14 protein-coding genes, 1 pseudogene and 1 riboswitch are annotated in these 13365 nt (G+C 67.1%); of the genes and pseudogenes, 6 read left to right on the forward strand and 9 right to left on the reverse strand.

What is annotated here, in order from left to right:
* Window positions 1–67: 67 nt before the first annotated feature.
* Complete coding sequence (locus tag AC5RU7_RS15845) at window positions 68–1471, reverse strand: MFS transporter (RefSeq protein WP_494053036.1); 1404 nt, start codon at window positions 1469–1471, stop codon at window positions 68–70.
* A gap of 193 nt (window positions 1472–1664) precedes the next feature.
* Here AC5RU7_RS15845 and AC5RU7_RS15850 point away from each other — a divergent pair, with 193 nt between their 5' ends.
* Genes AC5RU7_RS15850 through mnhG form a run of 6 tightly spaced genes read left to right on the forward strand, consistent with a single transcriptional unit; the run spans window position 1665 to window position 8099 of the window.
* Window positions 1665–4679 (forward strand): Na+/H+ antiporter subunit A, encoded by a 3015-nt coding sequence (locus AC5RU7_RS15850; protein ID WP_494053037.1) that lies wholly within the window; start codon window positions 1665–1667, stop codon window positions 4677–4679.
* Window positions 4676–5197: a Na(+)/H(+) antiporter subunit C gene (locus AC5RU7_RS15855; RefSeq protein ID WP_494053038.1), complete on the forward strand. Its 522-nt coding sequence runs from the start codon at window positions 4676–4678 to the stop codon at window positions 5195–5197. The genes AC5RU7_RS15850 and AC5RU7_RS15855 overlap by 4 nt, the downstream gene beginning before the upstream one ends.
* Window positions 5194–6867, forward strand: a complete 1674-nt coding sequence (locus AC5RU7_RS15860) for a Na+/H+ antiporter subunit D (protein ID WP_494053039.1) — start codon at window positions 5194–5196, stop codon at window positions 6865–6867. The genes AC5RU7_RS15855 and AC5RU7_RS15860 overlap by 4 nt, the downstream gene beginning before the upstream one ends.
* A complete protein-coding gene (locus AC5RU7_RS15865) occupies window positions 6864–7409 on the forward strand; it encodes a Na+/H+ antiporter subunit E (protein ID WP_494053040.1) in 546 nt (181 codons plus the stop codon). The genes AC5RU7_RS15860 and AC5RU7_RS15865 overlap by 4 nt, the downstream gene beginning before the upstream one ends.
* On the forward strand, window positions 7406–7684 hold the full coding sequence (locus AC5RU7_RS15870) for an MrpF/PhaF family protein (protein WP_494053041.1): 279 nt from the start codon (window positions 7406–7408) through the stop codon (window positions 7682–7684). The genes AC5RU7_RS15865 and AC5RU7_RS15870 overlap by 4 nt, the downstream gene beginning before the upstream one ends.
* Window positions 7674–8099, forward strand: a complete 426-nt coding sequence (mnhG, locus tag AC5RU7_RS15875) for a monovalent cation/H(+) antiporter subunit G (protein WP_494053042.1) — start codon at window positions 7674–7676, stop codon at window positions 8097–8099. The genes AC5RU7_RS15870 and mnhG overlap by 11 nt, the downstream gene beginning before the upstream one ends.
* Before the next feature lie 9 nt (window positions 8100–8108).
* On the opposite strand, the gene AC5RU7_RS15880 is transcribed toward mnhG, so the two are convergent.
* From AC5RU7_RS15880 to AC5RU7_RS15915, 8 genes and pseudogenes are all read right to left on the reverse strand, one after another.
* Entirely contained in the window at window positions 8109–8372 is a 264-nt protein-coding gene (locus tag AC5RU7_RS15880) for a DUF4235 domain-containing protein (protein WP_494009867.1), read from the reverse strand.
* Window positions 8373–8438: 66 nt separating this feature from the next.
* Window positions 8439–9368, reverse strand: a pseudogene (locus tag AC5RU7_RS15885) (hypothetical protein); the annotation flags it as partial.
* 39 nt (window positions 9369–9407) lie between these two features.
* Window positions 9408–9620, reverse strand: coding sequence for a CDGSH iron-sulfur domain-containing protein (locus tag AC5RU7_RS15890; protein WP_494009865.1), 213 nt, complete (start codon window positions 9618–9620; stop codon window positions 9408–9410).
* Window positions 9617–10687 (reverse strand): glycosyltransferase family 2 protein, encoded by a 1071-nt coding sequence (locus tag AC5RU7_RS15895; protein WP_494053043.1) that lies wholly within the window; start codon window positions 10685–10687, stop codon window positions 9617–9619. The genes AC5RU7_RS15890 and AC5RU7_RS15895 overlap by 4 nt, the downstream gene beginning before the upstream one ends.
* Window positions 10684–11733, reverse strand: a complete 1050-nt coding sequence (locus AC5RU7_RS15900; protein WP_494053044.1) for an iron-containing redox enzyme family protein — start codon at window positions 11731–11733, stop codon at window positions 10684–10686. Before AC5RU7_RS15900 ends, AC5RU7_RS15895 begins: the two co-directional genes overlap by 4 nt.
* 61 nt (window positions 11734–11794) lie before the next feature.
* Window positions 11795–12253: a DUF4383 domain-containing protein gene (locus tag AC5RU7_RS15905; protein ID WP_494053045.1), complete on the reverse strand. Its 459-nt coding sequence runs from the start codon at window positions 12251–12253 to the stop codon at window positions 11795–11797.
* Between the two features lie 98 nt (window positions 12254–12351).
* On the reverse strand, window positions 12352–12558 hold the full coding sequence (locus AC5RU7_RS15910) for a hypothetical protein (protein WP_494053046.1): 207 nt from the start codon (window positions 12556–12558) through the stop codon (window positions 12352–12354).
* The gene (locus AC5RU7_RS15915; protein ID WP_494053047.1) at window positions 12555–13106 is read right to left on the reverse strand and encodes a heme-degrading domain-containing protein; all 552 of its coding nucleotides are present in this window, start codon (window positions 13104–13106) and stop codon (window positions 12555–12557) included. Before AC5RU7_RS15915 ends, AC5RU7_RS15910 begins: the two co-directional genes overlap by 4 nt.
* 80 nt (window positions 13107–13186) lie before the next feature.
* A riboswitch (TPP riboswitch) is annotated at window positions 13187–13322 on the forward strand.
* Window positions 13323–13365 lie beyond the last annotated feature (43 nt).

Consider the following 13365-nt stretch of genomic DNA (forward strand, 5'->3'; position numbering starts at 1 on the left):
TGAACGATAACAGGGGTACGTCAAGAGGTTTGCTCAAGTAGGCAAAGAGAGGCCGCGAAATACGGGGTCAGGCCGCCGGAACAACCGCGATGGGCGCCTTGTCCGGTGATTTCACCGGCAGCAGGACCAGCAGTCCGGCCAGGAGGACCACCATGATGCCCAGGATTCCCCAGCGCTGGGCTTCCCCGGCGGGAACCAGGGGTGTGGCAATGGCGATGCAGAGGGTGAACAGGGCTGGAGCCAGGAAGCTGACGGCGCGGCCGGTGGTGGCGTACAGGCCGAACAGCTCGCCCGACTCGCCGTGCGGTGCCAGGCGCGCCAGGTATGCCCGAGACGAGGACTGGGCGGGGCCCACGAACAGGCAGAGGAAGAGGCCGAACACCCAGAACGTGGTGCTGCCGGGCCAGGGCATGCCAAAGAAGACATACTCGCCGTTGCCAAGGACCAGGATCACGGTGCCCGCAGCCAGCAGGCCGAGCAGGGAACCGATGATGACGGCTTTCGGGCCCACCCGGTCATCCAGGAATCCGCCGATCACGGCCCCGACCGCCGCCACCACATTCCCGAAGATCGCGAAGAAGATGACCTGGGAGAGTTCGAAACCGAAGGTGCCCGCCGCGATGATCCCGCCGAACGTAAAGACGGCGGCAAGCCCGTCGCGGAACACGGCGCTGGCCAGCAGGAAGTAGATGGTGTGCGGGCTGGTGGCATAGATGGCCTTGATCCGCCGGACCAGCAGCCCGTAGCTGGCCAGGAAACCGAGTTTGCTGGCCTCGCCTGTGCGGGGCAGTTCGGGGACGGCGAACAGCACGGGCAGGGCGAAAATGAAGAACCACAGGGCGGAGAAGACAGCCACCAGCCGGATATTCAGGCTGTCCTCGGTGGACGCGCCGAACCACTCGAAACTGGGCTGGACGAACAACTGCAGGACGGCCAGCAGCGCCACGATCCCGCCGAGGTAGCCCGCCCCCCAGCCAAAGCCGCTGACCCTGCCAATGTTCCGGGGCGTGGAAATCTGGGCGAGCATGGCGTTGTAGTTGACGCCGGCGAACTCGAAGAAGATGTTTCCCAGGGCGATCAGGGATACACCCAGGAGCAGGAATTCGGGCCGCGGAAACACGAAGAAACACAGGGCGGTCAGGACGGCGACGGCCGCGGTGTTCACGCCGAGCCACAGCTTCCGCCGGCCGCCGGCATCGGAACGCTGCCCGGTCACCGGGGCCAGCAGGGCGATGGCCAGACCCGCCACGGTAAGGGCGCCGCCGAGTACGGCGGACGCCTGGTCTTCCCCGCCAAACGCGCTGGAGGTCAGGTACACGGTAAAGACGAAGGTTGTCATCACGGCGTTGAAGGCCGCCGAGCCCCAGTCCCAGGAAGCCCAGGCCAGGATCCTGCCCTTGTTGGAGGCGTGCTGGCCGGATTCAAGGTCCGAGGCCGGCTGCATGGCCCCCGGAGCGCTGGCGCTGTTCATACGATGCATCGTATCCGCCGAGGGCGAACAGGACGCGGACCCTGCCCCGGAATGCCGCGGGAGGCGGCGGCCATGGTACCCGACGCGGGACGGCGGGCAAAAGAGGCTTGATAAACTGCCTGTTCCCGAACCCTACTTTTTGCCGCCTGCTTTAACTTTTGACAATCGAATTCCTGACGTTGCGGAGAATCCAGTGATTACAGTCCTTGCCGTGCACTTTTCGGTGGCTGTCCTGGCGCCGCTTCTCTTCCGGGCCTGGGGCCGCAACGCGTTCTACGCCCTGGCTGTTGTTCCCGCAGTTTCCTTCGCCTGGCTCCTTTTCCAGCACGCCGCCGTCTACTCGGCAGCCGGTGCCGTGGCAGAGGTCTTTCCGTGGATTCCCGGCCTGCACCTCGAATTTGCGTTCCGTATGGATGCCCTGGCCTGGGTGATGTCGCTGCTGGTGCTGGGCGTCGGTTCCCTGGTTCTGGCCTACTGCGGGCGGTACTTCAAGCGGAAGGACCAGGATCTCGGAGCGTTCGGGGCCCAGCTCCTGGCCTTCGCCGGTGCCATGTTCGGCCTGGTGGTGGCGGATGACCTCCTGCTGCTGTTCATCTTCTGGGAGCTCACCACCATCCTGTCCTACCTCCTGATCGGCTTCGCCCGGACAAGGCTGGCAGCCCGCCGGTCCGCCCTGCAGGCCCTGATGGTCACCACGGCAGGCGGCCTGGCCATGCTGGTGGGCCTGATCATTCTGGGCCACGCCGCCGGCACGTACCGCATCTCCGCGGTCCTGGACCAGGCTCCCGCCCTGGCGGGCGGAGCGTCCGGCTCCATGGTGGGCGCCGCCGTCGTGCTCATCCTGGTCGGTGCGATCACCAAGTCGGCGCTGGTGCCCTTCCACTTCTGGCTTCCCGGAGCCATGGCGGCCCCCACTCCCGTCAGCGCATACCTGCATGCCGCAGCGATGGTGAAAGCCGGCATCTACCTGGTGGCGCGGCTCGCGCCGGGCTTCGCCGAAGCGGCGCACTGGCAGCCAGTGGTGCTGGGCCTGGGCCTGGCCACCATGCTGGTGGGCGGCTACCGCGCGCTCCGCCAGGCAGACATCAAGCTCATCCTCGCGTACGGGACCGTCAGCCAGCTGGGGTTCCTCACCATGGTGGTGGGGCTCGGCACCCCCGACGCCGCCCTGGCCGGCCTGGCTATGCTGCTGGCCCACGGCCTGTTCAAGGCCACCCTGTTCCTGGTGGTGGGCATCATCGACCACCAGTCCGGCACCCGCGACGTCGGGAAGCTTTCCGGCGTCTTCCGGTCGTCCCGCGCCCTGGGCATCGTGGCTGGCATCGGTGCCGCGTCGATGGCAGGCGTTCCACTGCTGGCCGGTTTTGTTGCGAAGGAATCGGTGCTGGAGGCCTTTGTGCACCATGCCGAAGACCCCGCCGCGGGACCGTGGGGAGCGGTGGTCCTGGCTGGGATCGTCCTGGGATCCATCCTCACGTTCGCTTATAGCGCACGCTTCATGTGGGGGGCGTTCGCCATGAAGCCGGGCGTGGAGCCCACCCCGTTCAAGGCCGTCCGGCCGTCCTTCCTTGCCGCGCCCGCCATCCTCAGCCTCCTCACTATTGTGTACGGGCTCTGGCCCGTCCCCGTGGACGCCTGGCTCCAGCCCTACGCCGCACTCTTCGCATCCACCGCGCCCGACGCCGGCACCCCGGCTGAGCAGGCTGGGCACTTGGCGCTGTGGCATGGCTTCACCCCCGCACTTGGCCTGACGGCGCTCACCTTCGCGCTGGGCGTGGCCATGTTCTTCGGCCGGAACGCCGTCGCGCGGCTGCAGTCCCGGGTACCGGCCTGGGTGGATGCAGACCGCGCGTACCAGCTGACCATTGGCGCCCTCGACGACATCGCCGTCTGGGTCACCGGCCGCACCCAGCGCGGTTCGCTCTACTACTACCTGGCCGTCATCCTCAGTGTGGCGTTCGTGCTGCCCCTGGCCGCCATACTCGCCGCCCGCAAACCGCTTCCCGAGGGCCTCTACCTCGTGGATCCCGGATCGCCCCTCCAGCTCGTCGTGGGAGCCGGCATCGTGATCGGCGCCCTGGCCGCGGTCAAGGCGAACAAGCGCTTCCTGGCCGTCCTGATGGTGTCCGTCACCGGCTATGGCATTGCCCTGATGTTCGCCCTGCAGGGCGCTCCGGACTTGGCCCTCACCCAGATGCTGGTGGAAACCATCATCCTGGTGGCCTTCGTGCTGGCCATGCGCAGCCTGCCGGCCGAACTCCGTGACCGCACGGGCGGAAAGTACCGGGTGGTCCGCGTCCTCATCGGCCTGGGATTCGGCACCACCATGGTGTTCGCCGCCATCTTCGCCATGGGAGCGCGCATCGCCACCCCCGTCTCGCTGCAGTTCCCGCAACTGGCCTATGAGGGCGGCGGCGGGATGAACATTGTGAATGTCACGCTCGTGGACATCAGGGCGTGGGACACCTTCGGCGAGATCACCGTGCTGGCGCTCGCGGCCACCGGTGTGGCAAGCCTGATCTTCATCCGCGGCCGGGGCGACAGGATTCTTTCGTCCGCATCTGTGGCCGAAGGATCCGTCGGGCGCCACCATGGCGTCGACCCCGGGAGCCGTGACGGCGCCGCCCTGGCCATCAGCAGGAAATTCGCTTCCGCCACCCGGGACGCCTGGCTGGTGGCCGGGCGGACCCTCGCGCCGGAGCGCCGGTCCATCATCTTCGAGGTGGTCACCCGCCTGGTCTTCCACTCCCTGGTGATCTTCTCGCTGTACCTGCTGCTGGCAGGCCATAACCTTCCTGGCGGCGGATTCGCGGGCGGCCTGACGGCCGGACTGGCCCTCACCATCCGCTACCTTGCAGGCGGCCGGTTCGAACTGCGGGAGGCAACCCCCGTCAGTGCAGGGGCGCTGCTGGGCATCGGGCTGGCCGTTGCCGCGGCCTCGGGCGCGGTGCCGCTCCTGCTGGGCGGCCAGGTATTCCAGACTGCCATCATCCAGTTCTGGCTGCCCGTGTTCGGTGACATCAAGTTCGTCACCTCCACCATCTTCGATATCGGCGTCTACATCGTGGTGGTGGGGCTGGTGCTTGACGTCCTGCGCAGCCTCGGCGCCGAAATCGACGAGCACTTCGAGGAGCGTGCCGCCGCTCCCGCCGAGGACCAGGAGCCGGACGGCATCCCGGCGGAAACCACAGCGAAGGGCAAGGCATGAACGTCAACCTGACCCTGCTGATCATCATGGGCGCCCTGTACGCCTGCGGAATCTACCTCATCCTCGAACGCAGCCTCACCCGCGTGCTGCTGGGGCTGATGCTGCTGGCCAATGCCACCAACCTGCTCCTCCTCGCCACCGGCGGATACGCAGGACTGGCTCCGCTGTACTCCAAGGACATCGCGGCCGAAGACTACAACGACCCCCTGCCCCAGGCGCTGATCCTGACCTCCATCGTCATCTCCTTCGCGGTGACCGCCTTCATGCTCGGCATCATCTACCGGACCTGGGTGCTTGCCCGGCGGGATGAGATCCAGGATGACGTGGAAGACCTCCGCGTCGCCGAAACCCCCAGCTTCGATGCCGAGGACGACGCCGAAATCCCGGCGGAAACCTCCGAGTTTCCGGTGGCAACCCTCCTGGCGGGCGGCCGTGAAATGCTCGCCGAGCACGCCGCCGCGGAAGAAAAACCCGGCTCCCCGAACTTCAGCCCCGGCCCGGAAGGAGGCGGAAAGTGAACATCGCAAGCTTCGCCCCGCTCGCCGTCGTACTTCCCATTTTGGGCGCTGCCCTGACCTTCATGCTGATCCGGCATTCCCGGGCTCAGCAGGCCGTCAGCATCGGCCTGCTGTCCCTGACCCTGCTGCTCGAATGCCTCCTGCTGGCCCACGTCTGGGACAGCGGGACGGTTGCGGTGACCATCGGAGGCTGGCTGCCGCCCTGGGGCATTGTGATGGTGGTGGACCAGTTCTCGTCGCTGATGCTGGTGGTCTCGTCCGCGGTGAGCCTGGCGGTGCTGGTGTACGCCACCGGCCAGGGCATGGCCGACGGCGACCATGACGCGCCGGTCTCGATCTTCCACCCCACCTACCTGATCCTGGTGGCCGGAGTGTCCAACGCCTTCCTCTCCGGCGACCTCTTCAACCTGTACGTCGGCTTCGAGATCCTGCTGACCGCGAGTTACGTGCTGATGACGCTCGGCGGCACGGGCCCCCGAATCCGGGCAGGCGTCACCTACGTGGTGGTGTCAGTGGTGTCCTCGGTGCTGTTCCTGATCTCCATCGCCATGGTGTACGGGGCCACCGGAACCGTGACCATGGCGGACCTCGCGCTCAAGCTCGGTGAACTGGACCAGGGCACCAGGACCCTCCTGCACGTGATGCTGCTGGTGGCATTCGGCATCAAGGCGGCCGTTTTCCCGCTGTCCTTCTGGCTGCCCGACTCCTACCCCACGGCCCCGGCCCCCGTCACCGCGGTGTTCGCCGGCCTGCTGACCAAAGTGGGCGTCTACGCGATGGTCCGGACGGAGACTTTGTTGTTCCCCGGGGACTCGCTGAACACGCCCCTGATGGTGGCGGCGCTGCTGACCATGGTGGTGGGCATCCTGGGTGCCCTGGCGCAGAGCGACATCAAGCGTCTCCTCTCCTTCACCCTGGTCAGCCACATCGGCTACATGGTGTTCGGGCTGGCAATGTCCTCGGTAGCGGGACTTGGTGCGGCGGTCTTCTACGTTGCCCACCACATCACCATCCAGACCAGCCTGTTCCTGGTGACCGGACTTATCGAACGCCGCGGCGGGAGCTCATCCGTGGACCGCCTGGGCGGACTGGCCAAGCTGTCGCCGCTCCTGGCGCTGCTGTTCTTCATCCCCGGCATGAACCTTGCCGGCATCCCGCCGTTCTCCGGGTTCCTGGGCAAGGTGGGGCTTCTGCAGGCCGGCATCGAACTGGGAACGCCCCTCGCCTACGCGCTTGTGATCGGCGGCGTCCTCACCAGCCTGCTGACGCTGCTGGCGGTGGCCAGGGTCTGGAACCGCGCCTTCTGGCGCCGGCCTTCCGACGCCGAGCATCCGGACCCGGTTCTGCTGGCCGAGCCGGACGAAGACGCCCAAGCGGATGGGCAGGTCCAGGGGGAAGCACACGAGGACGGCGGTGCCCGCCGGACCGGCATGCTGCTTACCTCCCGCACCAGTGCCGCCCGCTCCGCCACGCTGCTGCCGCGGACCATGGTGGGTTCCACGCTGGGGCTGGTGGCGCTGGGCGTGGCCCTCACTATTTTCGCCGGGCCGCTCTTTGGACTGTCCGACCGGGCCGCCGAGGACATGCTGGACCGGACCCCGTACATCCAGGCCGTCATGGGCGGGGACACCGTGGTGCCGCCCATCACTACCGCGGGAGGAGGACAATGAGCCGCCAACGCATCTCACTGCGCCAGGAACTGCCGCTCCTGGTGTGGCTGGTGATCGTCTGGGGTGCCCTGTGGCAGGACTTCAGCCCCGGCAACCTACTGTTCGGGGCGCTGCTGGCAGTCGCCGTCGCCCGGCTGTTCTACCTTCCGCCGGTGGAGCTCAGCGGCCGCTTCAACATCCTCTACGCCGTCCCGTTCGCCCTGATGTTCCTGGCCAAGGTTGTGGTGGCGAGTGCCCAGATCCTGCACCTGGCCGTTGTGCGGGGACCCAAGGTGACCAACGCCGTCGTCGCGGTGACGCTGCGCAGCCACCAGGACCTGATGGTCACCGCCACCGGACACGTCATATCCCTGATTCCCGGTTCCCTGGTGGTGGAGGTGGACCGGTCCACGTCCACCCTCTACCTGCACGCCATCAATATCAGCACCCCGGAGGACCTGGAAAACCTGCGCCAAGAAGTGAGGTCCATTGAGGCCGGACTGATCCGGATCATGGGCACGCGCGAAGAACTGGAAGCTGTCCGGATGGAGGCGGCCGCATGATGCAGGCAGTCCTGGCCGTCACGGCCGTCATCTTCTCCCTCGCCGCCGCCGGGGCCATCATCCGTATAGCGCGCGGACCTTCGCTGCTGGACCGCGTCCTCGCCGCCGACGTGCTGCTTGCCATCCTGGCTGGGGCGTTGTGCGTTGATATGGCAGTGAACCGGCACCTGAACAACCTGATGCTGGTGGTGGCCACCTCCGTCATTGGCTTCATCGGGTCCGTGACGGTGGCCCGGTTCGTGGCCGACCGGAGGGAGCAACCGAATGAGCCCTGATACGTGGAACTTCGACCTTGCAAGCGGTGACGGCTGGATCAACTTGCTGTCCGCCGTCTTCATGGTGGTGGGCGCCGTGATGTCCCTCGGCGCAGCCATTGGACTGCTGCGCTTTCCGGACCTGCTGAGCCGCATGCACGCCGCCACCAAGCCGCAGGTGCTGGGACTCTTCCTGCTGCTGGCGGCCATCGGGCTGCAGCTGCGGACCTGGTGGGTGTGGCCGGTGCTGCTGGTGGCCTGGATCTTCCAACTCCTCACGGTGCCCGTCTCGGCGCACATGGTGGGCCGCGCAGGCTACCGGACCAAGCACCTGCACCGCGAGCTGCTCACCTCCGACGAGCTGGAGGCCGTGGTGCAAAAAGCCGCCGCCAAGGCCGCCCGCGACGACGGCTCCGGCGACGGCCCTGAGCGCTAGCCCCGGAAGCTAGACGACGTCCTGGCTCTTCGCGAACCGGGTGATGGCCCGCTGCGTGCCGCGGTTGGTCAGCACCTGGATCACGGCACTCACCGATGCGGACACGAGGGCGAATGTGAGCGCGGTGCGGAGGGTGGTGGGGACATCGTCCTTCTCGCCCTTGGGCGGTTTCCGGCCGGTGGCCTTTTCCCAGATCACGTCCACTGCCTTGGTTCCGGCGAATCCGGCCAGCAGGCTGATGCCCGTGCCCAGCAGCTTGATGAAGAAGTTCATTCGGTGCCTCCTAGCGTCGTGAAATCAGGACTTCCCCTAGCCTAACGTCCGGGCAGCAGCCTAACGTCAGGGCGCCCGGACCAGGCCTTCCCAGCTGACGGTCCAGTGCGGCGGAAAACCGGGCGCATCCCGGGCCGGGCCCCCGTCCCAGCCCGCAGCCATCAACGCAACGGCCGACAGCAACCCGCCGTTGCCCGGCAGGTACAGCGGCAGCGACTCCGTCTGCCGGTTGTGGCCGTTGGGCAGCACCACGTTCTTCGCAGCGTCCAGCAGGAGGGCGTCGACGGCGGTCTCCGGGTCCTCCAGCCTGGCGGCGGTCATGGCCATCACCGGATAGTCCCAGCCCCAGGTGCTGTCCCAGTCCCAGTCGGCCAGGACACTGGCCAGGGTTTTGCGCATGATGGCGGGATCGATGATGTCCGTCTGCGGCAGCACACCCAGCGCGCAGAGCATGGAGGGGTGGTCGGTACGGATGGTGTACGGCTCCACGCCGATGGCCGCGTACACACCGTCCACCACTGTGGGGCTGGCCATCCCGTCCGCCACGGCCGCCCACTTCTCCCGGGGCGGCAGCCCCAGCCGCTTCCGCCACATGTTGGCTATGCGCAGGGCCCACTGCCAGTAGGCGAGCTCGAACGTGGGGTTGCTGGCAGTGGTCCTGGTGGATTCGTAGCTCTCCTGGGCAGGAACCAGTGGCGGGCCCAGCCCGTAGCCACGGGCGGTAGGATGCGCGAAGCCGGCCATGAACTCGGCGCTGTCGAACACAATTTCCGCGAACTCCTCCAGCAGGTCCCGCGATGGCTCTGCCCGGTAGGCCAGTTCCGCGAGGTGGATGGGATGCGGCTGCTGCCAAATGAGGAAGGTGCCGATGGGGCTGGGGCTCTCGCGCCCGTCCGGCCCCACCTGCTTGGGCCAGCGGACGCCGTCGAACCCCTGGGCCTTCGCCGTCTGCCGGGCGGGCTCCAGTACGGAGGCGTACCAGCGCAGCGCGGGCAGCTTTCCAACAACCCATCCTTGTGTTGCGCAGCCTAGGAGTCAATCACGTGGCTCGGTCCGGAACTTGATCATCTTGTGGGTGCCGTCGCAGTACGGCTTGATGGCCGAAGCCCCGCACCGGCACAGGGCCACCGTTTTCCGTTCGCGCGGGACCGGCTCGCCTGAGGGCGTGACGATCTCGAAATCCCCCCGGACGATGAGTGGCCCGTCCGGGCATACCACGATGGAGCTATCGGGCTGGTCCTGGTTCATTGCTGCTCCTTCAGGGTTGGTGCCGTCGCTTGTTGCCGGAAGGCCTGCAGCTTCCCGTGATGCCGGCGCTGGAGATCGGCTTTCGAATGGGCGGCCGTGCGGATCCTGGCACCGGCATAGGGGACGCCTCCCATGAGCCGGAGCGCGAGGGCGCCCCAGATGCTAACGGCCCGCTCCGTCGCCCACAGCGGCGCGAAGCACACCGCGGGCAAGGGAAACACGGCCGTACCGCCGTGGCGCCGGCGTCCGGTCTCGGCTGTGGCCACCGCCGCGGCCGCCAGTCCCGCAAACACCGCGGTGCGTGCCCGCCGGGGGAGGGTGGCTGCCCCGATGATGGCCGGAAGCAGGGCGAGTTCCGCGGCCAGGCGCCGGGGCTGGGCAAAATCGTCGTAGGCCTGGCGGAGGCGCTGCTTGAGGAAGTGCCTGGCTTTGGGCGGCCTGCGGGCGATGTAAAGGCCCGGAACGATCCGCTCTCGTCCGCCGGCGGCCTCGACGGTGCGGATCAGCTCCAGGTTTTCGAACAGGACGGGCTCATAGCCGTCCGTGGCCAGGAGGGCACTGCGGCGCAGCCCGAGTGTTCCGGGAAAGTCCGCGGCCCATGCCCGGTTAATGAGTGACCGGGAAGTATCCCACAAGGCATGCCAGGGCAGCGGGTCAAAGTAGTTCTGCGGTCGCACCACGTCCGCCGACCCGAGGTGGTCAACGACGGCGGCGAGGGACCCGCGCGTGTAGCGGACGTCGTCGTCGGCTACTACCAGCAGTTCTGCGCTGGCGGCGCGCACGCCCGTGACGACGCCCGCGACCTTCCCGTTACCCTGCGGCGTGCCGCTGCCCGACTCCGTCCAGCCCGCAGGGCGGATGTGGCGCACCTGCGGCGGAAACTGCTCCCGGTGGTGCGCAAACAGGTCCTGGCCGGAGCCATCCACCACCGTGACCGGGATCCAGGCCACCAGGCGCTGCAGGTAGTCCACCAGGTCGGCGAGTCCGGTGTCGTCTGTCCAGCGCAGGGGAAGGATGTACTCCGCGGGGAGCCGTGCGGCGGATTCTCCGCTGGCCGGGGAGGTCACGCTGCCGCCGGTACTGCCGCCCTGAGCGAGGAGCGGCCGCCTTCCCAGGAGTCAAGAAGGTGGGCGGACAGCCTGCTGTCGATGGCCATGGCTGCCGTTGCCCCAAACAGGACGTCGTCCAGCAGCTCCGGCTCGGCTTCCACCAGCCCGCCGGCAAGGTCGCGGCCCGCGATCTGCTCGTGGACAGCATCGGCTTCCACATGTTCGTCGAAGTAGTGGGTGACGCTGGCGTCGAAGCCGTGCCGGCGGAAGCCGTTGCCGTAAAAGCGGTTGGGCTGCGAAGACGTCATCTCGTAGATGGCCAGGTGTCCGGTGATGGCGCCGCGGAGCCGCCGGTTCAGCCCGCACAGGGACATCAGGTTGACGGCCGCCAGGGAAACCGCCGGGACGGCGTCAACGTACGCGCCGTAGGAGTCGTCCATCCCCAGGCCCCGCATGGTGCGGGCGAACAGGGCACTGTGCATTCGGTCCGGGCGGCCGCCGCCGTACTCGTCGGCCTGGATTTCCACCAAGGCAGCCTTCGCCCGGCCGCTGAGGCGGGGGATCGCCCAGGTGTGCGGATCCGCCTCCTTCAGCTGGTACACGGACTTGTGGATCAGGAACTCCTTGAGCTGGTCCAGGCTGGCCTTCTTGGCCACATAGCGGGAGACGCTGGGGCCGGTGTCCCTGCCGGCCAGGCCGAACAGCACATCCGCCACCGCGTCGCTGGTGAGCTCCCCCGGAAGTTCCAGCTCTCCGGCAGCCTCGCCGGCCGCCGCCCGAAGGGCCGCTTCGAAAGGCTTTTCCAGGATCTGCCGGACCTGGATCAGCCCGGCATCCCATTCCCAGTGGTCCGTGACGCCGTCCAGCCCGGAGTAGTGCAGCTCGTACAGGCAGAAAAGGGCAAGCTGGGCATCGTCGTCGCCAATGATGTCCACGGTTTCGGCCAGCCGGTTCGAGGCGAGCTCCCGCAGCCCGGCCAGTGATTCGGCGGAGCCTCCAGGCGCGCCTGCAAGGACGTTGAACAGCGTGCTGCTGATGGGGCCTCGGGGTTCCGGGATTCGCATGGGTTGCTCCTAGGTCTCGGGTTGTGACCGTGCCGTCTGCGCTGGCGGCCGGTGGGTGTGGTCAGGATTTCCGGCTGTCCGCCGGCGTGGCCCGCGGGGAGAGGAGGACCGCAAGCGTGATCATGGCCAGCCCCAAAATGAGGTGCAGCCAGTTGTCCGCATAGTTTTCCGGGATGAAGTTCGCGGGGGTGTCGTCCCCGATGAGCAGTCCGTACAGCCAGAGGACCAAGTAGATGACGCCGCCGTATATGAGGAAGTTCCGGGCCTGCCGGTGGGTGCGTGCCATGAACACTCCGGCGGCGCCGAAGAGGAGGTGGACAAAATTGTGGAGGACGGACACTTGGAACGTACCCAGCAACAGGGCCTTTGAACCGGGGCCGGCGAAGTCCAGGGAGCCGTAGTTGCTGGTGATGCCCGGAACGAATCCAAGGATGCCGGCGAACAGGAAAATGCCGGCAACAGCCAGCGTGGACCACTGCAGCGCGGTTCGGACGCCCGGTGGGCGGGTGCTGACTGCCATGTCCTGGACTCCTCGTACGCGGTGGAAACAACATAGTAAGCATGATTACTAATAAAAGCTAAGCAGGCTTTGTTTCCCCGCCGGCAGCTGGAAACCCGTCAGGCCAGCCCGGTCCAAGTGTAGGGGTTCGGGTAGTGCCCGCCGCTGCGGCCCTGCTCATACCCCTGCTGCCAGGCCTTGCCGACGGCGGACACCAGCTCGGCCAGCAGGGGATAGTAGGGATGGTCCGGGCCGATGAAGATCATCTCGTCTTCGGCCTTGTCCACCGCCGCCCGGACGGGATTGTCAGCGGGAGTGCCGGTCATGGTGCCCCGTCAGCCCCGGTGGACCGCAACACCTCACGCATGGCCTCCACCACCAGGTCGTGATCCTGCACCTGCGGCAGCCCGGACACGGTGACGGTGGCCACCGCACCCACGCCCGTCACATAGACAGGGAAAGACCCGCCATGTGCCGCGTAGCGGGTCTGGTCGAACCAGCCCTCGTCCTCGATCCTGCCTCCGCGCAGCCGCCCGCGCAGCCCCACCAGCAGGGAAGGCACTTCGTACCGTGCAGCTGTCCGTTGCTTCGCGCGGATCCAGTGTTCGTTGTCCGGCGTGGCGCCCGGCAATGCCACATGGAAGAGGACCTGTTCGCCCTTGGTGATGTCGATAGCGATGGGCAGGCCGCGCTCCTTGCCCAGCTCCACCAGGAGGAGGCCAAGGTTGAGCGCATCATCCATGGAGAAGCCCGGAAACTGGAGTTCATGGATCTCACCCTCGACGCGGCCGATGAGGACCTGCAGGGATCCCTCCGGCTGGGCGGAATCGGAGTCCGGATCGAACTCAGTCATATGCGGCGGATTGGCAGTCATGGCCCACAATCTACCCCTCTCCCGGTGTAAACTGGACCACGCCCAACAGGGCAATCCAATGCATTATTCAAGCAAGCAACACTTAACGACAGGGGAGCGCCGCCGTCGGGCCCGCATGGCCGGGGACCGCAGGTGGGCGCTGAGAGTGCGGACAGCCGCAGACCCTCGAACCTGATCCGGTTAGTACCGGCGCAAGGGAGTCGAGTTCTCGAAGTCCGGCAACGGCAGTAGCCGCGTGCCGTGCTTTCCCCTCCTGTTT

This window comes from Arthrobacter sp. K410C (genome assembly GCF_059090105.1).

Coding starts and splice junctions, on each gene's coding strand:
- AC5RU7_RS15845 (WP_494053036.1), bottom strand. CDS start 1,471: ATGAACAGCGCCAGCGCTCCGGGGGCCATGCAGCCGGCCTCGGACCTT.
- AC5RU7_RS15855 (WP_494053038.1), top strand. CDS start 4,676: ATGAACGTCAACCTGACCCTGCTGATCATCATGGGCGCCCTGTACGCC.
- AC5RU7_RS15865 (WP_494053040.1), top strand. CDS start 6,864: ATGAGCCGCCAACGCATCTCACTGCGCCAGGAACTGCCGCTCCTGGTG.
- AC5RU7_RS15870 (WP_494053041.1), top strand. CDS start 7,406: ATGATGCAGGCAGTCCTGGCCGTCACGGCCGTCATCTTCTCCCTCGCC.
- mnhG (WP_494053042.1), top strand. CDS start 7,674: ATGAGCCCTGATACGTGGAACTTCGACCTTGCAAGCGGTGACGGCTGG.
- AC5RU7_RS15880 (WP_494009867.1), bottom strand. CDS start 8,372: ATGAACTTCTTCATCAAGCTGCTGGGCACGGGCATCAGCCTGCTGGCC.
- AC5RU7_RS15890 (WP_494009865.1), bottom strand. CDS start 9,620: ATGAACCAGGACCAGCCCGATAGCTCCATCGTGGTATGCCCGGACGGG.
- AC5RU7_RS15900 (WP_494053044.1), bottom strand. CDS start 11,733: ATGCGAATCCCGGAACCCCGAGGCCCCATCAGCAGCACGCTGTTCAAC.
- AC5RU7_RS15905 (WP_494053045.1), bottom strand. CDS start 12,253: ATGGCAGTCAGCACCCGCCCACCGGGCGTCCGAACCGCGCTGCAGTGG.
- AC5RU7_RS15910 (WP_494053046.1), bottom strand. CDS start 12,558: ATGACCGGCACTCCCGCTGACAATCCCGTCCGGGCGGCGGTGGACAAG.
- AC5RU7_RS15915 (WP_494053047.1), bottom strand. CDS start 13,106: ATGACTGCCAATCCGCCGCATATGACTGAGTTCGATCCGGACTCCGAT.